Genomic DNA, 21,530 nt, shown 5'->3' with positions numbered 1-21,530 from the left:
AGATAACATGAATGGAATAATCATACTCGTCTTTATTTACATCGCCTTGGGCATCGTCATAACGGCGGTTCTGATTAATCGTTATTTCAAACGGCCTCAAAAAGGCTGGGACGATCCTTCCCTTGATACGGAGGGAAGCAGAAGCCCCTTCATGGATGAAATAAAAAAATCGCAGCAATGGCTTTCCCGGCAAGACAGCGAGCAAGTGCGCATAAAATCCTTCGACAATCTTATCCTTGCGGCAACGCTGCTTACTACGCCTCAACAAAATAAAAAAGGAACGGTGATCCTCATGCACGGGTACAAGAGCCTCGCCTCGTTTGACTTTGCAGGTCTTTACGAATATTTTTACGGCGAAGGCTGCAACGTGCTTTTGTGCGACCAAAGAACGCACGGAAACAGCGAAGGAAAATACATAACGCTCGGCATAAAAGAGCGTTACGACTGCCTAAGCTGGATAGACTACGTCAATACGCGTTTCGGTAAAAACGATCCTATTTGGCTTTTCGGAATTTCCATGGGAGCCGCTACGGTTTTGATGGCGAAAGGTCACAAACTTTCTCCGAATGTCAAAGGAATAATTGCGGACTGCGGTTTTACAAGTCCCGGAAAGATCCTGGAACTGGGGCTTAAAAACGAATATCATTTGCCCGCCGCGCTCTTTATGCCGTTTATAAATTTGGGAATAAGAATTTTCTGCGGTTACAATCCGTATTCATATTCAACTTTGGCAGCCCTTTCGCCGCATAAAGAAAAATCGCAAAATCCCCTTGCGGGCGGCCTAAATAAAAACACCGACACGAACAGCGTCAAGATTTTGTTTATTCACGGAACAAAAGACAATTTTGTCCCCTTAAAGATGAGCGAAGAGAACTTTGCAGCATATACCGGAGCGAAAGTATTTTTAAAAACAGGGGCGGAACACGCAACAAGCTTTTTTTGCGACAGGGAACTTTACGTTAAGGCTTTAAAAGATTTTATGCAGTGATAAAACTTTTGCCGCGAAAAACCTCACAAGCCGCCGCTAAAAAAACCGCACAAGTTTCGCGCGGGCTTCTTCTTCCTTTCCCGCTCTTATTTCGTCTTCAAGAGGGGACACTATCTTTATCTTTACGGGAGTTCCCGGGCGCGGAACCGTTTTTTCGCCGCAACCCCCGCAATCGACTATGCAATGCAAAAAATTTTCAGTTAAGGCGCTGAAACATGTCGTATTCTCGCGCCGTCCGAATTGCCGTTCGGTTTCGTCGGCGTTTTTTATCGTACCGCAACCCGCTTTAAATGCTTTTTCCGCGACGGCTGTAAGAGCTTTTCCTTTCATCGCTAAAATATAATCGATTTTGTTTTTGCACGCCAAAGAAAAAATCTCAGAAACTCTTTTTCCCGTAACGGACTCTGCCACCTTGGGTTTCATAGAATACGCTTTTGTTCCCGGACGCGGCGAAAAAGGAAACACATGAATCCACGTAAAATTCGCTTTACGGCATAATTCCAGCGTTTCCCAAAAATCCTCGTCGGTTTCTCCGGGAAACCCCGCTATGATGTCGCATGCCAAAAACGGATCTTTTTTTGCCGCTTTTAAAAGCTCTACGGCTTTATACACCTGTTCAATCCCGTACGGCCGATTCATAGCCTTAAGGATCTTATCGCTGCCGCTTTGTACCGAAAGATGAAAATGAGGGCGTATCCTGTCGTCGCTCGCTAAGGCGCAAAATTTCTCATCGACGATTTCAGGATACAAGCTTGAAAGTCTGAACGCGATGCCGTCGGTTTTATCCAGCAAAATTTTAAGCAGATCGGTAAAACCGATTTTACGCCCGCCGTATTCGCTTGCGTACTGAGCGATATTCACGCTTGTGATGACAACTTCGCTCTGCCCCGCCCTCTGCAGCGCCAGAACCCGCGAAAGCACGGACTCGGCGTCAAGCGAAACCGAATTTCCTCGCGCTATGCGGATGCGGCAGTACGTACACGAGCAGTTGCAACCGTCTTGAATTTTTATCGAAGAACGCGAATGAGCCAGAAAAGTGTCCGTCGAAAGGCGAAACGGATCCTCCGAAAAACCCACGAATGAAGAATTTTTTACTGAAGGAGGATTTTGAGCGACAGGAATCGCTTTAAAAAGAGCACTCTTGAGCGGCGACTTCTGAGGCGGAGACAGAACGCCGCCCCCGCCCGAAACCGAAAAAAGTTTTTCCGAAAGATGGTGAACGAAACCGCACGCGTCAAAATCATATTCGGCATCATATTTTGCGCAGTTCGATTTCGGCCTTTCATGAATAAAAGAGTTTAAAATAAGGGGAATATCCGCCAAACGGTTTTTTTTCATGCCGGGCAAAACCGCTATGCGCTCGTCCATCGCCGAAATTTCGTCAGGTTCCACCTGTGCATAGCAGCCCGTAACGACTACGGCCGCAGCCGGATATTTTTTAAGCAAAAGTCTTATAACTCTGCGGGCTTTTTGTTCGGCCTTAGTAGTTACCGTACATGTGTTTACAACGCACAGCACGGTGCGCTCGGCGGGGACGGCTGAAGCGCTGATGTTTTCAAGATCGACTGAAAATCCCGAATCCGAAAAAAAACGCGCGGCGCTTTCGCTTTCTATTTGATTAAGGCGGCAGCCGAGCGTTTCAAAATGAACGTGATATCGCATTAAAGCGCGGGAGCCTGACTTAAAATATTTGAGATCCTGCTCTTCCCTGCGACGGCGTCATCCTGCGACGGATTCAATTCCAAGGCTTTGTCGTAAGCAGCTGCGGCGCCGCTGTAGTTTTTAGCCTTTTCCCGCGCATAACCTAGCCGAGTCCACCATCTTTCCATAAGGGGATCTTTTTTGACGGCGGCGGTAAATGAAATGTCGGCATGCTGATACTTCGCCTGCCTGATATAAATTTCACCCATAAAATAATAGGCGGAGCCTACGCGGCTTCCGGAATCGGGAATACCGGCCAAATATCTTTCAAACAGCTCAAGCGCTTCCCTGTTTTTTCCTTGGTAATATTTCGCTTCGCCTAAAACTTCAACAAGGCGAAGGTCGTATGGGCTTAAGGCCAATCCGTCGGAAGCGCGCTGTTCCGCAACCGCATACTGTTTGTTCGCCACAAGGCTCCAGCATAGGACGACAAACGAATCCGCGTGAACCGGTTCCGAAGCGATTTCGCCTTCACAGATCTTTATCGCTTCAAGGTAGTTGCCCTGAATATACATTCTGAGCGCGTCGGGTTTTTCCTGCGGATACGCAAAAAAAACACACAAAAAAAGCCAGGGAATTAAACTAATTCTTTTCATAATATAAATATCCTATAAAATTACATCACAGCACAAAAATTTGAGCTTTCAAAAATGCCGCGGCTGCGCGCATCTTGCGCACGTTACTTTTTCGCCTGCCGCATAACTCTTTATTTTATCATTGTGCAGCGTCCGGTAAAATCGCTGCCGGCTTCAAGAACTACCTGTGCGGAAGTTATATCGCCGCTTACCGAACCTGTGGAGGTAACAAACACAACCCTTTTGCCTTTCACGTTTCCGGTAATTTTTCCACGGACTAAAATTCTGTCCGCCGAAATATCCGCATTTATTACCGCCCCCGAATCTACGACCAAATCGCTTGAAGCTTCAATATTCCCTGAAATTTGCCCTTTTACTATAAACGGCCTTTCAAAGCGTATATTACCCGAAAATTTCAAGTCCGGAGCGATATATGTGTCATAATCGTCGTCTTCCCTGTCGAACAGGTCATTATTGCTAGAATCAACCATGTCAATAATTTACAAGGAAATAAAAGCTAGGTCAATGCATGAATTTTAACGGGACACGGCGCGTTCCCTGCGCGGGGAGGATTGTGTTAGATCACAGCGGAGGGAGAACTTCCCTCCGAACGGGCGGATTGGGCTGCTCCGCTCGAAGGGACATGTTCCCTCCAAGCGGAGGGCCTCGCGCCCTCACGGCGGAGGGTTGTGCCCGATCGAGCGCTCGAGCACACAAACAATCGACTGTTTAGTTTTTTGCAGTACAGGCAAGTTTAAAGACGATTTCACGCATATCGGCGAGCGGCTTGCCCCCGCTTGTGTACTTCGTCCGCACAATCACCGTTACTTTTCCTGCCGGCACTTCTTTGGGCACGCGCGCGATGATTTGGCCGGGCTTGTTCACCGAAAGACGGCGAGTGGTTTTGTGCTCCGTGCCGTCGGCGGTTTTAAAGAACACGCCCTGTAGAGCGTCTTTTTCGTTCACCTTGAGTTTGTCGCCTTCGATGATGATGTCATCTCCTATGGTGAGCGTACCGTCGTGTAAGCCGGTGGCCGTGTCGGTGATTGCCGTAATGCGCGCGCTCGCTTCTTTTGCGCCGAGTACCTTAACGCCGATAGCGTCGAGCACGGTGCGTAAGTCGGCCGTCGGGATAAGGTCGACCGTGCGTTTGTGGATTTTCTCGTCGTAGGCGGCATTTTCCGTTTGCCAGACGCCCGATACGCGCGGGCTTATCTGCACAAGGCCGTCCATAAAACTGTTGCCTGCCTGAATCAGGTCTTTAACCGCTTTGTCGCGCAAACTGAGGATGCTCAAGATGGTTTCTTTTCGGAACTCGCTTCGTTCTTTCGTGATAATGTCCGCAATGTCTTCATTGCGCTGTGTTCCCGTGTGCGCATGAACGTCGGCGATACAATCGCGGTCATTGTCCTTTGTGAGCGTGTTCGGCCGTAAATAGACTTCCCATACGAATTTCTTTTTAGCCATAAAAGTCTCCTTTGGGAGGGAGAAAGAAACCTCGTTCAGAGCAAGGTTTCTCTCTCCCTCCCAAACCCTCCCTCTCTCTTCCCGCGCTGCTTAGGGCTCTGCCCTAAGAACCCGGCGAGAAAAGCAGGGAGGTTTTTGCACGCAATGTTCCAGTGTACTCACAGCGCACCGGAACTTGACTTGAAATCGTGAGCTCTTCACGATTTTCCAAAACTCGAAGCTCAAAATCCGCTTGCGGATTTTGAGCCGTTTTCAAACCCTTACTCCTTCACCGTAACGCAAATGCCGAGGGCTTCGCCTTCGTCGGTGCCGAGTTTGTTCTCGGTAACGGTGCCGTCTGCTGCAATGTGCCACCACACGGGTTTGTTGCCGGTGTCCAGATAATAGCCTGCGGCAAAAAGGTCACCGCCTGCGGCACAGAGTGCAAACACTCCGCTAGACACGGTAGGAAGCTCTTTGTACAGCGAAGCGCTTGCCCCTTCGATTTTCCATACGGCGGCTTTGTAGGCGTTCGTCCATCCTGCGGCATAGACGGTGCCTTCGCACACGCACAGGGCATAGAGAGCGCGGGCATCGGCGACGGGAATGGGGGTAACGGCCCCGCCTTCTACCTTCCACACATTACCTGCTGCAACATAGACCGAAGAGCCTGCCGTACACAGGCCGTAGGGAATGCTGTCGGTATAAGCGGTATTGCCTTCAAGTCCCAATTCCGTTTCGCTTATAGAGCCTGAATCGGGCTTTGTCCATAAAAAGACGGTTTTTTTGTAGGTATTCCCGTCACGTTTAAAGCCTGCCGCGTACAGCTTGTCGGTACCGGTGCACAGGGCGCGGGCTTCCGCATAGTTTATCGGGGGCGTTTTTTTATACAAAAAGGTTACGACAGGGTTGTCGGGGTCGCTGATGTCGGTAAGGCTCGCCCCCTCATCGGTGCCGTCAGAGGTTTCGCCTGCGACAAGGGTTTTTCCCTTATAAAACGCGATGTCATACGCATTGCTCCACCAGTTATTGCCGATCCAGTGCAGGCTGCCGTCTTTTTTCCATACGAGCGGCCTGGTAACGCCGCTGTCATTTTCCACTCCTGTAATGTATACGTTTTTTCCCTGTGAGCGCACCGCATGCGGATATACCTTGACAGAGGGGCCGGGTGAGTCCGCTCTGAGTTCCGTAGTTATGCCGTTTATCCACACATAGGCTCTGTCGTCGCTTCTTCCGGTAACATACACGTCAACGGTTTTAATAGGTTCCGGCGTTCCTCCTGAACCGCTGCCGTTGGAACAGCTTATCGCCAAACCTGTAAGCAAAACTGCGGCAAACATCGCCGCCCGGCGTATAAAGAGCTGTGTCTTTTTACGTATTTCCATAAACAACCTCCAAATGGTATGTAGTGGGTAATCTTCCCGCACCGCAAAAGACGTATGACGGTGCGGGTATAAAAAAAGCGCGCGGAAGGAATGTTTCTTTCCGTGCGCCTGTTGTGTAAGAAGATTGATTTGTTTTGAGCGCGGCAGGGCTGCCGGCAGGATTGTGTGCGGCACCCGCCGGCAAATGCTTCGTAGCGGTCTTTTGAAATCTCGAAAAACTCGCTCTTAGCGAGTTTTTCGAGATTCCCAACCGTCTTGCGGATTTTGTGTTATAAGTACAGTCTACGCTACACTGACGAACTGACGAACTGACGAACTGACGAACGATTATGGGGCGCACGCGAGTTTTGTCAAGTGCCTGGGCGGAGGTTGCTACTAACATATTGATTTTATAAAGCCTCTATTTCTTTTTTGGGAAGCCCCGATATTGTGCAAATGTCATTAATCGGATAATTCATACCTTTCATCAATTTTGCCGTTTCAAGAGCTTTTTGGCGCGAGCCGTCGGAGAAACCCTGTTCAATTCCTTGTTCAATTCCCTGCTCAATTCCTTGTTGTATGCCAATCCGTAGACTTTCTTCTCTCTGTACCGCAATGTCCGTATCGTAGTCATATTCTGCCACTAACATATTGATTACCTCCCGTGATTTTCTCTGTAAGTATTCTCTTAATATTCCTTTTTCTATGCATATCTTTACCGCATTGGTAAAGCCGTTTTCACTGTCGAGCTGAGTTTGCCTTCTCACCTCTTCTACAAAGAGACTGTATTCTTCAAGCGGTTTACACGCTGCTAAAACTTTGTTTACTTTGTCCGTATTTATATTGAGCACTTGCACCGTCAGTTCCAGCGGAGCGTGTTCCGGTTTTGTCATAAATGCATCGGACAGTTTTAGGACTGTAGTTTCAGGGTAATCTTCCATTCCATTGTAAAAGACGTAAAACTCAGGTGTAGGTATTTTTGACAGCTTTCTTAAATACCGGTCTGTCGGCGCTTGCAGCTTTTCATAGAGCCTTGCGATGTATTCCAAAAAACGTAACGGCATGTTTTCGTTTATTGTCGATTGATGTTCGGCTAGCACGATGATTTTACCGTCTACAAGGCAGGAAACATCGTTTATTATGTTCATGTACATAACGTTTTCAAGCCGTATATTTTCAACAGGAGACGAAAGCGGAAGGTTTGTACCGTGCAGAGCATTATACAGCGATAAAAAGTTTTCTTTTGCTTTTTCGTCTTCACTGAAAAGGTCAACAAAAACCGAATCCTTATATTTTCTGTTTGCTGTACTCATAGCCGCTCCCTGCTTTTATATTCCGACACGAGATGTTTGACGCAAAGCAAACAGGCGCCTGTGCACTCTTTTGTGCGGTAAGCGCCCGCAGTCTGCTTATTGCCGCCCGCAGCGCGATGTTTCGCGTGCTTTGCGTGTTTCGCGCCGGAGATAGAGCCTTTCCGGTGTCGGCATTATCGTACATAAGTCTCTCGTAACAATAAATTGCAGGACTGACTTAAGATGACTGATGTGTTTATCATACCCCGTTTTCCCGCAGATTTCAACTTTTAGGGATTTTTTGGAGGGATTTTTTCGGCTACGAGGACAAGAGGCGCGTTCCCTGCACGGAGAGGGTCATGTTAGATCCTTTTTTATGAGATTTTTATGAAAACACTTGACAAATGTACGCCAATGACGCACATAGGGTATATTATGTTAAAGAGAAGAATGCCTAATGAAATGTTTGATGAACTCAAACAAAGTGTAAAAGAGGCGGTTTCGATTGAAGAAGGAAAAATGAAGCCTTCACGGGTTTTTCACATTGAGCCTTTAGACATCAGTGAAATACGTAATAAAACAAACAAAACACAAGAAGAATTTGCGGCAATGCTTAATGTCAGCGTCGGAACGCTGCGTAATTGGGAACAAGGAAGAAGAAAACCTGCGGGAGCGGCTTTATCGCTTTTGAAAATCGTTTCAGCTGATCCGCAATATGTAAAGAATGTGCTTGTTACATAAAAATATTTTTACTTTTTCTTGAAAGTTAATAGCTTTTCAAAAGCCCTTTTGTATAAATAAAATACAAGAGGGCTTTTTTTATGAAAAAAGGAATTCAAACATTCTTCTTAGCTGCCGGAAACAAAGGGTGTTATTGATTTTATATTATTAATTTTTTTTAATACTGCGAAGTAATTTTCCTGTGCGGTTGCAAAAAGAGTTCACAGACATTATTATAAAGTCAGCACCGATTATCCGAACATGAATAAAGCGGCGTTTCCCGCAGGGCGACGGCAATCCGTCCGATTGCTTGCAAATAAAAGTTGTTTTTCGAGGGTTTGTTATGAATTTTGTTGAAGAGATGAAAAAAAAGGCGCGCGAATACAAGAATTTTTTGGTATTGCCGGAAGGAACGGAACCCCGCACCGTTGTTGCCGCTGCAAAAATCGTTGAAGAAAAACTTGCGGGAAAACTCACCCTGCTCGGTAAAAAAGAAGACGTTGAAAAAGTTGCAAAAGATAAGGGCGTTTCTTTGGAAGGAATTACGATTGTGGATCCTTCGTCTTCCGAATGGATAGACGACTTTGCTCAAGAGTATTTTGATCTCAGAAAGAAAAAAGTCGACGAAAAAGGCAATCCTCTTATGCCGCTTGAAAAGGCGCGCATTGAAATTCAGGATCCTATGCGTTTCGGCGCGATGATGGTCAGAAAAGGATTTGCGGACACTATGGTTTCGGGAGCGCTTTCTTCCACCGCAGACATGCTCCGCGCAGGGCTTACGATCATTAAAACCGCCGCAGGAACAAAGACGGCGTCTTCCTGTTTTGTGATAGACACACACGACAAAAAATGGGGGCATGAAGGCCTTATGATCTTCGGCGACTGCGCCGTAAATCCCGATCCCGATGCGGAACAGCTTGCCGACATTGCAATTTCTTCGGCAAAGTCCTGCAAGGATCTGCTCGGCGTCGAGCCGGCAGTCGCAATGCTCTCTTTTTCAACAAAGGGCTCGGCAAAAAGTCCTTCCGTAGAAAAAGTCCAGAACGCTTTGAAGATCGTAAAAGAAAAGGCTCCTTCGCTTTTGGTTGACGGGGAATTGCAGGCGGACGCGGCTCTTATCCCTTCGGTTACGGCACAAAAGGCTCCCGGATCTCCTATAGAGGGAAAGGTAAACACTATGATCTTTCCCGACTTAAACGCAGGAAACATAGGCTATAAACTTGTGCAGCGCTTGGCGCATGCCGATGCTTACGGCCCCGTTCTTCAGGGCTTTGCAAAACCTATTTCCGATCTTTCACGCGGATGTTCTTCCGAAGATATCGTAGTCACCTGTGCAATTACGATGGTACAGGCGGGTAAAAAGAATTAAAGGTTCCTTAAAATGCGGAATATCGAAAAGACTTCATATTCTATTCATAAAATAGAGTTGGAGTCTTTTTTTATTTTATAAAGCGGCATAAACGACTTAAGGAAAAACAACATGGCGGTAAATATCAGGCAAGATTATACAAAACTTCCCGTCTATGCGCAAAAGCAGCGCATATTGGATACGCTCTCGCAAAACCAGGTGATCGTGGTTCAAAGCCCCACAGGCTCCGGTAAAACTACACAGATTCCCGTAATACTGCACGAAGCGGGTTATTCTTCAAACGGAATGATAGCCGTCACTCAGCCGCGGCGCATAGCCGCTCTTTCGGTAAGTGAATTTATTGCAAAACAGCTCAATACTAAATTCCCCGGGCTCGTGGGTTATAAAATGCGCTTTGAGGACAAGACGGACAATACCACTCTCATAAAGATCATGACCGACGGAATTCTCTTGCAGGAAATGAAGCTGGATCCGTGGCTAAGCAAGTATTCGGTGATCATGGTGGACGAAGCGCACGAGAGAAGTCTTAACATAGACTTTGTGTTGGGGCTTTTAAAACGCATATTGACCGAACGGAAAGATTTTAAAGTCGTAGTATCTTCGGCGACAATGGATGCGGAAGCATTTTCAAATTATTTTGACGGATGTCCTATCGTAACTATAGACACGATCACGTATCCCGTTACGATCGTGTATGATCCGCCTGCAATTCCTGCAAGCACGCTTACGATCACCGCGACGGAAGCGCTTCTTGAAAAGATTTCCGTGATCATAGACAGGATCCTGGCCAATCGCAGCAGCGGCGACATCCTTATCTTTTTACCCGGCGAAAAGGTAATAAAAGACTGCATGCAAAAACTTTATCATTCGCCATTCAGAAATAAGATTCACATCATTCCGTTATACGGGAGGCTTCCTAAAGAAGATCAGGAAAAAGTCTTTGAAAACGCTCCGTTCGGCAAAAAAAAGGTAGTAATTTCCACAAACATTGCGGAAACTTCCGTCACAATCGCAGGAATAACGTCCGTGATAGACTCAGGACTTGCGAAACTGAACTATTACAGCCCCAAGACCTTCACTTCGAGCCTGCAGGAAACTCCCGTTTCAAAAGCGTCATGCAATCAGCGGCGGGGACGCGCAGGCCGCACGGGGGAAGGAACGTGCTACCGACTTTATCCGCGCAAGGATTTCGATACGAGGGAAACATACACCCTTGAAGAAATTTATCGCACCGATTTGAGCGAAGTCGTACTCAGAATGGCTGAACTCGGAATCACCGATTTTGAATCTTTCGATTTTATATCTCCGCCGGGAAAAGAAGGAATAATAGGCGCAGTAGAAACCCTCAACATGCTTAAAGCCCTTGACGGCGACAATACCCTTTCTCCCGTAGGCAAGCTTATGGTCCAATTTCCGCTCGAACCGAGGATCAGCCGCATAATAGTGGAATCGCTTATGTACTATCCCGACGTAACGGAACAGGTTCTTGTCGCAGCGGCTTTTTTGTCCGCTCAGTCTCCCTTTGTCCTTCCTCCGGGACAAGAGATGGATGCAAGGCAAGCCCACCACGCCTTTCGCGACATACAGGGAGATTTTGTGACATATTTAAAAGTCTACTCCCTTTATACCGCACAGAACAAGAGCGACCGGGAAAAATTTTGCGAAAAACACTTTCTTGACGCAAAGGTAATGGCGGAAATAGAAAACATAAACCTGCAGCTCACCCAGATTGTGAGCGACATGGGCTTCCCCATATCTTCGTCCGGGTCTCTTGACGATTATTTATGCTGCATAGGAGCGGGAATGATCCAATTCATATGCATCCGCGACGGAAAAGAAAACTACAGAAGTCTCACAGCCGAACATATTACCATACACCCCGGATCGTGCATGTTCAGAAAGGATCCGCTTTACATAGTTGCCGGAGAGATAGTCAGAACAAGCAGAATGTTCGCAATGAGCGTGTCGCCTCTTACATCCGCTCTTTTAAAACGAATAGGTCAAGACCTTGAAGAAAAACTCATCGGAATGCGAAAAAGACGCGTCAGAGGCGAAGATCGCGAAACAACGAAGGAAAAAAGCTTTGAACCGCTTCGAGGCGCAAGTTCCGAAAGTTCAAGCCCCCGACGGCACAATAAAACCGAAAAAGACGAGGACATCGTCCGCTTCGGAGGGAAAACCTTTACTCTCAGGAAGGTTAAAGGCAAAAAAACATTGTTTCTTCCGTGGGACGTATTCAAATTTGCCGCGCAGGCCGAACAGGACAAAAGTCTATTAAAACAAATATACGGCCTGCGCGGTAAGATCGTTTTCGGCAACGGATACGAGCTGCTTTCAGGCGAAAAAATGGAATTGATTTTTAAACTTGCAAAGGCGCTTGATCTTACGCCCGTAGACGAAGGACGTCAATGGAACAGAAAATTCAACATCAATATCAACGAAGACGGCGGGATCACAAAACTGACGCAGACTCTTGACAATGTGCTTAAAGTGACTACCGCAAAAACAAAAAGCAAAGAGCTGGGATTCATAGGCCTTTTTACTGACGGGAACGGCACTTACTGGTTTAAAGTTTCACGAGGTTTTTCAACGGCCTTGAACGAAAGTCTTTCTTCGCTCGAAGTCCTTATAGATGAAATAAACAGCGGCACGGATGTTTTAAAACTTTCCGATTCGCAAAAAGAAAAGATAAACATGCTTTACAGAAGCCTTAACGATCTTTATGATTAGAATCTGTAAGAAGGAGCGCGGCCTTTTTACGCCGCTGCCGTCCTAGTCCTCCAACTTTAAGATCTTTCTAGCCTTTGTTTTAACGGCGGATTTCTTTTCGCTTTCGGCGATCGACCGGACGATCTCATCCGAGCCGGAGTAGCGGCCTATCGCATAAAGATCAAGTCCTATTCCGCGGGTTAAAACGTCGTCGGATTCCAAGTATAGCCTGCAAATTTCGGCGAATTGCGGACGCAGGTTCTCTTCGGCTGCGTACTTTACGAATTGCTTTCCGAGCGAATAACGAAGCTGCTTACGAGTTTTGTCTTTTACGGCGGTCTGTGCCAGATCTAAAATCTCTTTTGCGACGCTTTTTTTATGCTTCATGAGGGCGTCGGACGCCAAAGCCTTAGTGCCGTCGCCTGTTTTTTTGTCGGCCAGAAGTTCCGTTAAAAATTCGTCGCCTTCGGACGTTTCAAGCTTCGCGATAACAGGGTAAGAAGCCTTCTTTACCGCAGCTTCAGGATCATTTTTTGCGCGGTATATGAGAGATGGAGAAGCTTCCGTTATATCCAATTTTTCGATTCCGGAGATCGCTTCAAGACGCACCTTATAATAAGGATCGCGCAAGGCTTCAAGGAATACATCTTTTACCTTGTCTTTTTTATAATTGGAAAGTCCTTTTAAAGCGTAGATGCGCAGGTTCGGATCCCTGTCTTCGAAAAGCTCTTTTAGAATGGGAAGAGATTCTTCTTTTTGCATGGCGCCTATGGATTCTGCGGCATAACAGCGCACAAATACGTTTTCATCTTCATTTTCAACTATGTCCGAAAGTGTCTGCCATGTTTCTACGGCTCTTATGCTCCCCAACACCTTCATAAGAGTTTGACGCTGAGCCACGCTTAAGTCTTCCCGCTCAAGATACTGCACCAAAACGGCGGCTTCTTCATTTCCGCCTATCGCGCCGATTGTCGTAAGAGCATTGTTAAAATAGGTTTCGTTGTCGTTTTCAAGGACTGCCATAACTGCGGGAATCGCAGCCTTGGACTTTACGGCGGCCGCATATTTAAAGACCGACGAAACGAGATCGGAATTTTCATCATAGGGATCGTTTAAAATATCGACGGCGTAATCTTCAAGGCAAGGATCTTCAAGACCTGCAAAATAATCAAGAATTGCGATCCTTATTCTGTCGCTCTTTGTGGTATAAAACAGGTCATACAGATCGTCTACAAAGCGCGGATCGTCGTTTGACGAAAGTTCTTCTACGAGCTTTACTATATCGGTTTCGATTCCGTACTTTATTGTGTCTCGCTTATCGTTTACAGCGTCTTTTCCTACGTCTTTTTGCTGTGCAATTTTAACTTTTTCGCCGTCCGGCTTTCGAGGACGTTTTTTTGCGGGGATTTTTGAAGGGCCGCCGGAAACCGAATTTTCAGAATCGGACGTATCGGGGGAAAGCGCCGCGCTGCCGGAAGACGTGCCGGCAGGAGGTGCAGCGTTTGCGGGCGCGTCAGAGGAAGCCGCACCTTGATCTGCTGATTCGGCGCCGGAGGACGCTGCATTCTCGGACACTGCGGTGTCAGAAGATGCCTCTCTCGGGTCTTTTACCGCACTTATGCCGGAATCTTGAGAAAATGCAAACGAAACCGATAAAAGCGCCGAAGCCGCCGCTATGATTCTTTTATTTAACATAATTCAATTTCTTTTTATAAAATAAATTTATCGTTCCTATCCATATCCGTTCCATTATAGGACATTACCGCTTCCGAATCCAGCGAGAAAATCTTTACGATAACGATCAAAACGGTTTTCGTTTATGGCGTCCCGTATTTCATTCATCATATTATTCAAAAAATAAAGATTATGATAAGTCGCCAGCATGGAACCGAGTATTTCCTTTGTTTTAAAAAGATGGCGCAAATAGGAGCGGCTGTAATTGCGGCATACCTTGCATTTACACTTATCGTCCAAAGGCGAAAAATCGCGGGCGTATCTTTCCTGCTTTATCGAAAGCATACCTTCGTGCGTAAAATAGGAACCGTTACGTGCGTTGCGGGTGGGAAGAACACAGTCGAACATATCCACGCCATCGGCTACCGCTTCAAGTATGTATTCGGGCGTTCCGATTCCCATAACGTATTTAGGCTTCGATTGCGGCAAAAAACGAACCGTATGCTGCAAAAAATGCGCAAACTGCTCAGGCGGCTCGCCGACGGAAAGCCCTCCGATGGCAATTCCCTGCAAATCTTCAAAACTCGAAACGAATTCTGCGCTTCTTTTGCGTAAATCTTCAAAAAAATTCCCTTGAACTATGGGGAATAAAATTCCTTTGTAACCTGAGTCGCGTTTTTTTATCCATTCGCTTCTCGCCCTTTCAAGCCAGCGGGAAGTTATTTCAAGCGCTTTTTCGGATTCCTCTCTGCCGGCATCCCATCCCGTGCACACGTCAAGCTGCATTTGAATGTCGCTGTTATACTGTGTTTGAATGTCGACGACGTTTTCAGGTGTAAAAAACTTTTTTGAACCGTCTATGTGGCTTGAAAACGTCACTCCTTCCTCTGAAATTTTTCTGATCTTGGAAAGCGAAAAAACTTGAAATCCCCCGGAATCCGTCAAAAAATTGCGCCGCCAGCCTGAAAACCCGTGTAGTCCTCCGGCGCTTTCGATCAAATCCGGCCCCGGCCGCAAAAAAAGATGATAAGTGTTCGCCAAAATCAAGTCAAAACCTATTTCGACCAGATCGTCTTTCGAAATCGCTTTTACGGTGGCATTGGTTCCCACAGGCATAAAGACGGGAGTCTTTACGGTTCCGTGAGGAAGATTTAAAACGCCGCAGCGTTCTTTTCCGTTTGATACGGAGGCGGAGGACGTTATTTCAAAAAAAGCCATATAAACTCCCGACAGTCGGCCGATTAAAAAAATTTCAAATATGCCGGCTGAACGTCAATTTAAGTCCGCGAATATTTCAATAAAACGGCGCTTAAAATCACAAATAAAAACACGGGGAACCACGCTCCCAAAACCGGAGGTATATAACCGAATTTTGCAAGCAACATGGTAATCATCTGCGTTACATAAAACAAAACCGCAGCGCCTATGCACAAAAACAAACTTACGAGAAGAACGTTTTTTCTTGTTTTTCCGGAAAGACCTACGGACAAAAAGACGACGATAAATACAATAAAAGGAAACGCAAATTTTTTATAATACACAGACCTCGCTTCCGCCGACGGCAGTCCTGTACGTTTAAGATGCGCCAGATATTGGCGGGCTTCGCGTGTGTTTACTTCTTCCATAGAAACGGTATTATTCCTGAACGTCTCGGGAGGCTCGGTAAGGCGCTCTTCAATTCCGTCTTCTATCGGAACAATTTTCATGCCGTCATCAAAAACCTTGTATTCCACCGCCGACTGCAATTGCCACCTTTGTTCAATGCCGTCCCATAAAGCCGAATCCGCGGCGATAACACAATCAGCAGTCCTGTCTTCGTTGCGCAAAACCAGATAAAGCTTATAAAGCTGCTGCCGGCCGTCGTCATAAAAATCCGCCTTATAAACTATGCGCCCGTAGTCCGAAAGAACGACGATTCTTGCGTTGCTCTTGGACTTATCTGCTTTTAAAACTTCGTTTTGAAGCTCAACTTTTTTTGCATAAAACGGAGCGGCTATACGGTCTTCAAAGAAAAACAATGAAAAACTCAATATTAGCGACAAAATCAAAAGAGGAAACGTAAATCTTCTGAGAGAAATACCTGAGGCAAATATCACAGTGAGTTCGTTATTGGCATAGAGGTCGCTTAAAACATAGGACGAAGCGAATAAAACCGCAGCCGGAACCGCATACCATACGGTCTTTGGAGCATAAAACAGCATTATCCGTAAAACATCCGGCAAGGCGGCTTGGTTTAAGATGAATTTCCATAAATTCATGAGCAAATCCACAAGCAAAAGCGCAAATGAAAAAAATAAGGCAGCCCCTATAAAAACAGACAAAAACCGCCTGTAAAGATACAAAACAAGCTTCATTTTCGTATCATACCTATGTAAAACAAGGATCCCGCCCCAGCTATGATTATGTTCGGAATCCACATGCTGATAAATCCTCCGTGTCCGCTCCTTGAGGAAAAAATTTGCCCGAGGATCATGACGGCCCAGTAAAATACCGAAATAAAAATTCCTATTATAAGTCCTATAGTCTGCCCGTTGTGCTTTCCGAAAATTATTGCAAGCGGAACGGCTAACAAAGCGAAAAACAACGAACCGAACGGCATAGAAAACTTTTTATTGTACTCCAATACATACTGATTAAGCACTTCGCCGGGCGTATTTTCGTCTTTTTTCATTTCGGAAATACGGCGAAAAAGATCGAAAGAAGTCATTTCTCTGGGGTTTATACCGCTCGGCTGATCGAAAAACGAAGATTCGAAAATATTCAAATCAACAGATCGCGCTTTAAGAGTATCATAAGAACTCCTGTTTGCCTTATCCAAAAGTAAGGCAAACGCATTGTCCATAGATATCTGCATGACGACGCCCCGCTGCCGTGATTTTATTACGGAAGAATGACCTGAAACCATGATTCGTTGATCGCCGTCCCTGTCAGTGTCGAATAAAATCAAATCCGAAATATCAGTACCGTTGACATCTCCGATTATGAGCGTAGAATCGTTCGTCCGTTTAATGGAATGAGGCTCGATTTCAACGGAAGGGTTTGACTGAAGGATGTTCCTGTAAAGCCTCAAATAGTTTATAGTGCCTAATGGCAAAAGATAATCGTTTACAAAAAAAGATACGACGGAAATGATAAGACCGAGCGACAAGACCGGAGCCAAAATCTTTTTATAGCCCAGCCCGGAAGCGCGTATGATGAGGATTTCGTTGGAACTCATCATCTGTCCTATGCACATCAAAAATCCTACAAGCGTGGCGAATGGCGCGGACTGGGCGATTATAAACGGAAGGCAATATGTGACAAGCAGTATAACGTCTCCTACAGGAACTCTTTTTTGAAGAATATTTTCCGCCAACAGCAATATCTGGTTTACAAAAAAAACCATAAAGAAAAACAAAAACGAAACGAAAAAATACAGCAAAAGCTCTCCGACAAAATACCGGCCTATGGTATTGTCGGACAAAATATTCAAAGATCCTGGTAAAAATATCTTTCTAAAAGAATAAATCAGAGCGCTTATAAGATTTTCAATAAAACCTTCGATTTTTTTCAAACATCTTTCAAACATAATCATATGAACACAATCATATAACAGGGCAAAACTTACGCAAGAAAATCAGGAAAATCAAACGCCGGTAGAACCGAATCCGTTTTGCCCGCGGTCGGTATTGTCCAAAAAAGTTACCGCTTTAAAATACCCTTTAACAACGGGTGCAACGACAAATTGCGCGATGCGGTCCTTATCTTTGACCGTAAACGGTTCCTTTCCCAGATTTATGAGGATTATTTTTATTTCTCCGCGATAGTCGCTGTCGATCGTGCCCGGAGTGTTTAACAAGGTAACTCCGTTTTTAGCTGCAAGTCCCGATCGCGGTCTTACCTGTATTTCATAGCCTTCGGGTATCGCGCAGCTTAATCCGGTAGGAATCAGCTTATACTCTCCGGGCGCTAGAACGACGGGCTCTTTTAAGCAGGCGTAAACATCGGCGCCCGAAGCGCCTTCGCTCTTATATTCCGGCAGTTTGGCGGAATCTTCAATAACAAAAGGAATAATCGTTCCCTGATCCACTTTTTTTTCAGCCATCTGCAGCTCCTGATCTTTCGCTTACTAACAGCATAACCCGACAGGTAATCGCGCGCAAGCCTTTGCATGCCTACTCCGCAGCAATTGCAAAATAGGCGTCATTCGGTTTTATTTTTTTTCCTGCGCTTCAACGGCGTCAATATAAGAAAGATTGAGGCGCCCCATTTTATCCACTTCAAGGAGTTTTACAGGTATTTGCTGACCTTCTTTCAATACGTCGCTTACCTTATTTACGCGCGAACGCGAAAGTTTGGAAATATGGCACAGACCTTCTTTGCCGGGGAGAATTTCAACAAAGGCTCCGAAATCCATAAGACGCTTTACAGTACCGTTGTAGATCGCGCCGACTTCAGGATCTTCGGTAATTCCTTTTACCGCCTTCTTTGCCCTCTCGGCGGCGTCACCGGTTTTGCCGTAAATCGTTACGGTTCCGTCGTCTTCCGTATTGATAGTAACGTCGTAATCCGCGCATAGAGCCTTGATGTTTTTTCCTGCAGGGCCGATGAGAACCCCTATCTTATCGATCGGAATTTTCATTGAAAGTATTTTGGGAGCGAATTGGCTTATGGGCGCCGGTTTGTCAATACATTTTTCCATTATCGAAAGAATATGCAAACGCCCTTCCCGTGCCTGATCCATAGCCTTTTTCATTATTTCAGTCGTAACGCCGGCTATCTTAATGTCCATCTGGAACCCTGTTATGCCGTCCCTAGTTCCGGCAACTTTAAAGTCCATGTCGCCTAAGTGATCTTCTTCTCCAAGGATGTCGGAAAGAATCTTATATTTTTCATATTTTGGCCCGTCGGTAATCAAACCCATAGCGATACCGGCCACCATCTTTTTCATCGGGACTCCCGCGGCAAGCATAGAAAGACAGCCGCCGCAAGTGGAAGCCTGAGAAGAAGAACCGTTGGATTCCATAATTTCGGAAACTACGCGGATGGTATAAGGAAATTCTTCACGGGAAGGCACCATTGGAGCCAATGAGCGGCGCGCCAAATTTCCGTGCCCGATTTCGCGGCGTCCCGTAGCAAGACGTCCGACTTCTCCTACCGAATACGGCGGGAAATTATAATGCAGAATAAAATTTTCGCTCCTGTCGCCGTCAATATCGTCATAGATCTGCTCGTCGAGCGCCGTCCCCAAAGTAGTAACGGCCAAAGACTGAGTTTCGCCGCGCGTAAACAAAGCCGAGCCGTGCGGACGGGGAAGCACGCCGATTTCACAGGTGATAGGACGAATTTCATCGCATTTACGGCCGTCTATGCGCACGCCTTCGTCGAGTATGGATTTTCGTAAAAGTTTGTACTGAATATCGTCAAACAGCGCATCGAACAATTTTTTTTGCACAGGATCTTCAAGCTGGGCGGCATATTTTTCCGATATCTGCTTTTTTACGGCCTTTACGGCAGCGCTTCTGGCCATTTTGCCGCTTTTAAAGCTTGCTTCTTTTACAAGGGGAGTAGCTTCATTTTCAATTTCAGCGGCATTCTGTAACGTTACGTCAAGAGGAGCAAGCGGAAGTTTTTCTTTTCCGGCCTTTTTCTGCAATTCTTCCTGCAGACGGCACATTTGAGTAATAAATTCCTGCGCTTTTTCCAGCGCACCGAGCATAACATCTTCCGAAGCCTCGTGAGCGCCGCCTTCGACCATTGTAAAGCCTTCCGCGGTTCCGGCTACAACAATTTCGAGCTTTGCCTTTTCAATCTGCTGGAACGTAGGATTTACAACATACTCCCCGTCTATATAGGCTACGCGGCATGCGGCGACCGGTCCGTGAAAAGGAATGTCGGAGATGGTAACCGCCGCAGACGAAGCAATGACTGCAAGGATATCGGGCGTATGAACGCCGTCAGTCGAAACACACGTAGGGACTATTTGAATTTCGCGTCCGAACGCCATTTCAAAAAGAGGGCGCATGGGGCGGTCTATGAGACGGGAAACAAGAATTTCCTTATCCTTAGGACGGCCTTCACGCTTTACGAAGCCTCCGGGAATTTTACCCGCAGCATAAAATTTTTCATTGTAATCTACGGTAACAGGGACATAATCCATCCCCTCCGTTACCGTGCCGGAAGCACATACGGTCGCTATTACGGCCGTTCCTGAAAATTGAGCGTAAACGCAGCCGTTAGCCTGTTTACCGATCTTTCCCGTCTCAAGGATGAGTTCTTCATCACCGATCTTATATGTAACTCTTTGTACCATTATTTCCTTCTAATTCTTTATATTCTTTAAAATGCAACAGTCGAACAAAATATCAATTTTGGAGACTGTTTATCCGTGCGCTTTTTTAATACATCCAATCAACAACTCGTCCGCAGATCCGAAAAGAAGTTTCAAGCGGCGACAGGGTTATTTGACCCTCCACACGAATAAAAACACAAAAAAAGCCTGAGAACGCGGAGGCCGCATGTTCAACAGGCTTTCTATAAACAAACCTATTTGCGCAAATTCAAATCTTTTATAAGTTCTCGATAAACTTCAAGATTGCGTCTTTCAAGATATTTGAGCATGCTTCTCCGCTGCCCGACAAGCTTCATCATACTGCGCTTGGCTCCCGAATCCTTCGGGAAACGCTGCACATGGGCAGTAAGCTGTTTGATCCGTTCGGAAAGCAAAGCTACCTGAACCTTTGTGTTGCCGGTGTCGTTTTCTTTTGCACCGAATCTGCTGACAATAGCAGCGGAAGTTTCTTTTGTAAGTGCCATTAATATTCCTCTCTATAAATGTCTCATTTTCACACGATAAATTCCATTATCTGTACCGCAGAGATTTTTTTAGACGTCGGAATCTCTAGGCGAAGGGAATGAGGTTCCGAAATAAATTTTGCTCTGCAGCCGTCTTGTCCCGAACACAACGTTAATTTTACATCATATGTTCCTTTTGCAGGAAGCGCCTGTACGGCAGGCTTAGACGCAAACAAGAACACGGTATCTCTCTCTTTTTCAACACGCCATTTAATATCCGCGCAATCGACTTTATAAGGCGCTGAAAGCATGTATTCTACGGAAACAAAATCTCCGTCTAAAATGTTTTGCCTTATCCGTGAAGAGCTCACCTTTTCGTTTCCGTATAATACGGGAGGAACGGCTGCCGCAGCGTATCCGCTTTCTGCGGCATACTTGCAAATGTCACCGATTCCCGTGGCGCCTCGATATCCGCAGCGAAAATCCTCGCCTTCCGCAAGAAATTTCATGTTAAGATATCTTTGCAAGAGTGAAAGAAAAACACGTCCTTCTATTTTACTAAAATCGTCGGAAAAGTCAATTACCACCGCAAAGGCAAGCCCTGCATTTTCAAAGGATGAAAGACGCTGTGAGAGTGTTGAAATATCGCCTTGGTATTCTTCAGGATTTTTATATCCGGCCAAGGGGCGCGTGAACGTCAAAACTCCGGGGACAAGGCCTTCTTTTTTACATGACAAAAGCGCTTCAAACAATTTTTTATGTCCGATATGGGGGCCGTCAAAACTGCCCACGGATACGGCCGTTCCGCATCCGGCGTTAAAAAAATCGGAAAAAAAACTTTTACCTTCTATCATCTTCAAAACGTCGTTCCAAGCAATTACAGTCATTTACTAATCCCTTGCTGTAAATATTCTTTTA

19 protein-coding genes are annotated in these 21,530 nt (G+C 46.0%); 4 read left to right on the top strand and 15 right to left on the bottom strand.

The window, feature by feature from the left end; genetic code table 11:
- The first annotated feature begins 7 nt into the window (after window positions 1–7).
- The gene (locus tag HRQ91_RS03885; protein ID WP_210120352.1) at window positions 8–988 is read left to right on the top strand and encodes an alpha/beta hydrolase; all 981 of its coding nucleotides are present in this window, start codon (window positions 8–10) and stop codon (window positions 986–988) included.
- Between the two features lie 36 nt (window positions 989–1,024).
- Here the strand turns inward: HRQ91_RS03885 and mtaB are convergent, their stop codons facing one another.
- The 7 genes from mtaB to HRQ91_RS03850 all read right to left on the bottom strand — a co-directional run bounded on the left by mtaB (window position 1,025) and on the right by HRQ91_RS03850 (window position 7,387).
- A complete protein-coding gene (gene mtaB / locus HRQ91_RS03880; protein ID WP_210120351.1) occupies window positions 1,025–2,650 on the bottom strand; it encodes a tRNA (N(6)-L-threonylcarbamoyladenosine(37)-C(2))-methylthiotransferase MtaB in 1,626 nt (541 codons plus the stop codon).
- Window positions 2,650–3,285 carry a tetratricopeptide repeat protein gene (locus tag HRQ91_RS03875; protein WP_210120350.1) on the bottom strand — a complete coding sequence of 212 codons (636 nt, stop codon included), beginning with the start codon at window positions 3,283–3,285 and terminating at the stop codon, window positions 2,650–2,652. The genes mtaB and HRQ91_RS03875 overlap by 1 nt, the downstream gene beginning before the upstream one ends.
- A 110-nt stretch (window positions 3,286–3,395) precedes the next feature.
- Entirely contained in the window at window positions 3,396–3,755 is a 360-nt protein-coding gene (locus tag HRQ91_RS03870) for a bactofilin family protein (RefSeq protein ID WP_210116835.1), read from the bottom strand.
- 238 nt (window positions 3,756–3,993) lie between these two features.
- Window positions 3,994–4,731 carry a DUF4469 domain-containing protein gene (locus HRQ91_RS03865; protein ID WP_210120349.1) on the bottom strand — a complete coding sequence of 246 codons (738 nt, stop codon included), beginning with the start codon at window positions 4,729–4,731 and terminating at the stop codon, window positions 3,994–3,996.
- Window positions 4,732–4,834: 103 nt separating this feature from the next.
- Window positions 4,835–4,987 carry a hypothetical protein gene (locus tag HRQ91_RS03860; RefSeq protein ID WP_210120348.1) on the bottom strand — a complete coding sequence of 51 codons (153 nt, stop codon included), beginning with the start codon at window positions 4,985–4,987 and terminating at the stop codon, window positions 4,835–4,837.
- Window positions 4,988–4,991: 4 nt separating this feature from the next.
- Window positions 4,992–6,095, bottom strand: a complete 1,104-nt coding sequence (locus tag HRQ91_RS03855) for a hypothetical protein (RefSeq protein WP_210120347.1) — start codon at window positions 6,093–6,095, stop codon at window positions 4,992–4,994.
- 389 nt (window positions 6,096–6,484) lie between these two features.
- Window positions 6,485–7,387, bottom strand: coding sequence for an Rpn family recombination-promoting nuclease/putative transposase (locus tag HRQ91_RS03850; protein WP_210120346.1), 903 nt, complete (start codon window positions 7,385–7,387; stop codon window positions 6,485–6,487).
- A 366-nt stretch (window positions 7,388–7,753) separates the two neighbouring features.
- Between HRQ91_RS03850 and nadS the strand changes: the two genes are divergently transcribed.
- The 3 genes from nadS (at window position 7,754) to HRQ91_RS03835 (ending at window position 12,185) form a co-directional block, all read left to right on the top strand.
- On the top strand, window positions 7,754–8,107 hold the full coding sequence (nadS, locus tag HRQ91_RS03845) for a NadS family protein (RefSeq protein ID WP_246473273.1): 354 nt from the start codon (window positions 7,754–7,756) through the stop codon (window positions 8,105–8,107).
- A gap of 322 nt (window positions 8,108–8,429) precedes the next feature.
- On the top strand, window positions 8,430–9,455 hold the full coding sequence (gene pta, locus HRQ91_RS03840) for a phosphate acetyltransferase (RefSeq protein ID WP_210120345.1): 1,026 nt from the start codon (window positions 8,430–8,432) through the stop codon (window positions 9,453–9,455).
- A gap of 111 nt (window positions 9,456–9,566) precedes the next feature.
- Window positions 9,567–12,185, top strand: coding sequence for a helicase-related protein (locus HRQ91_RS03835; RefSeq protein WP_210120344.1), 2,619 nt, complete (start codon window positions 9,567–9,569; stop codon window positions 12,183–12,185).
- A 42-nt stretch (window positions 12,186–12,227) separates the two neighbouring features.
- Here the strand turns inward: HRQ91_RS03835 and HRQ91_RS03830 are convergent, their stop codons facing one another.
- The 8 genes from HRQ91_RS03830 to HRQ91_RS03795 form a co-directional block, all read right to left on the bottom strand.
- On the bottom strand, window positions 12,228–13,859 hold the full coding sequence (locus HRQ91_RS03830; RefSeq protein ID WP_210120343.1) for a HEAT repeat domain-containing protein: 1,632 nt from the start codon (window positions 13,857–13,859) through the stop codon (window positions 12,228–12,230).
- Window positions 13,860–13,913: 54 nt separating this feature from the next.
- Window positions 13,914–15,056 carry a tRNA guanosine(34) transglycosylase Tgt gene (tgt, locus tag HRQ91_RS03825; RefSeq protein ID WP_210120342.1) on the bottom strand — a complete coding sequence of 381 codons (1,143 nt, stop codon included), beginning with the start codon at window positions 15,054–15,056 and terminating at the stop codon, window positions 13,914–13,916.
- A 59-nt stretch (window positions 15,057–15,115) separates the two neighbouring features.
- Window positions 15,116–16,192 (bottom strand): LptF/LptG family permease, encoded by a 1,077-nt coding sequence (locus HRQ91_RS03820; RefSeq protein WP_210120341.1) that lies wholly within the window; start codon window positions 16,190–16,192, stop codon window positions 15,116–15,118.
- Complete coding sequence (locus HRQ91_RS03815) at window positions 16,189–17,412, bottom strand: LptF/LptG family permease (protein WP_246473272.1); 1,224 nt, start codon at window positions 17,410–17,412, stop codon at window positions 16,189–16,191. Before HRQ91_RS03815 ends, HRQ91_RS03820 begins: the two co-directional genes overlap by 4 nt.
- Window positions 17,413–17,463: 51 nt before the next feature.
- On the bottom strand, window positions 17,464–17,922 hold the full coding sequence (dut, locus tag HRQ91_RS03810; RefSeq protein ID WP_210120340.1) for a dUTP diphosphatase: 459 nt from the start codon (window positions 17,920–17,922) through the stop codon (window positions 17,464–17,466).
- A 108-nt stretch (window positions 17,923–18,030) separates the two neighbouring features.
- Window positions 18,031–20,130: a polyribonucleotide nucleotidyltransferase gene (gene pnp / locus HRQ91_RS03805; RefSeq protein WP_210120339.1), complete on the bottom strand. Its 2,100-nt coding sequence runs from the start codon at window positions 20,128–20,130 to the stop codon at window positions 18,031–18,033.
- Window positions 20,131–20,363: 233 nt separating this feature from the next.
- On the bottom strand, window positions 20,364–20,633 hold the full coding sequence (rpsO, locus tag HRQ91_RS03800) for a 30S ribosomal protein S15 (RefSeq protein WP_210116846.1): 270 nt from the start codon (window positions 20,631–20,633) through the stop codon (window positions 20,364–20,366).
- A 29-nt stretch (window positions 20,634–20,662) separates the two neighbouring features.
- Window positions 20,663–21,499, bottom strand: coding sequence for an FAD synthetase family protein (locus tag HRQ91_RS03795; RefSeq protein ID WP_210120338.1), 837 nt, complete (start codon window positions 21,497–21,499; stop codon window positions 20,663–20,665).
- Between the last annotated feature and the right edge of the window lie 31 nt (window positions 21,500–21,530).

Source organism: Treponema parvum (assembly GCF_017893965.1).
GTDB classification, from domain to species: Bacteria; Spirochaetota; Spirochaetia; order Treponematales; family Treponemataceae; genus Treponema_D; species Treponema_D parvum.
The sequence above is the reverse complement of the archived record's forward strand: the minus strand, read 5'-3'. Positions and strand labels throughout refer to the sequence as shown.

Excerpts from the sequence above, each read along its gene's own strand:
- HRQ91_RS03830 (WP_210120343.1), bottom strand. The coding sequence starts at position 13,859 with ATGTTAAATAAAAGAATCATAGCGGCGGCTTCGGCGCTTTTATCGGTT.
- nadS (WP_246473273.1), top strand. The coding sequence starts at position 7,754 with ATGAAAACACTTGACAAATGTACGCCAATGACGCACATAGGGTATATT.
- HRQ91_RS03820 (WP_210120341.1), bottom strand. The coding sequence starts at position 16,192 with ATGAAGCTTGTTTTGTATCTTTACAGGCGGTTTTTGTCTGTTTTTATA.
- HRQ91_RS03855 (WP_210120347.1), bottom strand. The coding sequence starts at position 6,095 with ATGGAAATACGTAAAAAGACACAGCTCTTTATACGCCGGGCGGCGATG.
- mtaB (WP_210120351.1), bottom strand. The coding sequence starts at position 2,650 with ATGCGATATCACGTTCATTTTGAAACGCTCGGCTGCCGCCTTAATCAA.
- HRQ91_RS03875 (WP_210120350.1), bottom strand. The coding sequence starts at position 3,285 with ATGAAAAGAATTAGTTTAATTCCCTGGCTTTTTTTGTGTGTTTTTTTT.
- HRQ91_RS03870 (WP_210116835.1), bottom strand. The coding sequence starts at position 3,755 with ATGGTTGATTCTAGCAATAATGACCTGTTCGACAGGGAAGACGACGAT.
- rpsO (WP_210116846.1), bottom strand. The coding sequence starts at position 20,633 with ATGGCACTTACAAAAGAAACTTCCGCTGCTATTGTCAGCAGATTCGGT.
- HRQ91_RS03850 (WP_210120346.1), bottom strand. The coding sequence starts at position 7,387 with ATGAGTACAGCAAACAGAAAATATAAGGATTCGGTTTTTGTTGACCTT.
- pta (WP_210120345.1), top strand. The coding sequence starts at position 8,430 with ATGAATTTTGTTGAAGAGATGAAAAAAAAGGCGCGCGAATACAAGAAT.
- HRQ91_RS03885 (WP_210120352.1), top strand. The coding sequence starts at position 8 with ATGAATGGAATAATCATACTCGTCTTTATTTACATCGCCTTGGGCATC.
- HRQ91_RS03865 (WP_210120349.1), bottom strand. The coding sequence starts at position 4,731 with ATGGCTAAAAAGAAATTCGTATGGGAAGTCTATTTACGGCCGAACACG.
- dut (WP_210120340.1), bottom strand. The coding sequence starts at position 17,922 with ATGGCTGAAAAAAAAGTGGATCAGGGAACGATTATTCCTTTTGTTATT.
- tgt (WP_210120342.1), bottom strand. The coding sequence starts at position 15,056 with ATGGCTTTTTTTGAAATAACGTCCTCCGCCTCCGTATCAAACGGAAAA.
- HRQ91_RS03835 (WP_210120344.1), top strand. The coding sequence starts at position 9,567 with ATGGCGGTAAATATCAGGCAAGATTATACAAAACTTCCCGTCTATGCG.
- HRQ91_RS03815 (WP_246473272.1), bottom strand. The coding sequence starts at position 17,412 with ATGATTATGTTTGAAAGATGTTTGAAAAAAATCGAAGGTTTTATTGAA.
- pnp (WP_210120339.1), bottom strand. The coding sequence starts at position 20,130 with ATGGTACAAAGAGTTACATATAAGATCGGTGATGAAGAACTCATCCTT.
- HRQ91_RS03795 (WP_210120338.1), bottom strand. The coding sequence starts at position 21,499 with ATGACTGTAATTGCTTGGAACGACGTTTTGAAGATGATAGAAGGTAAA.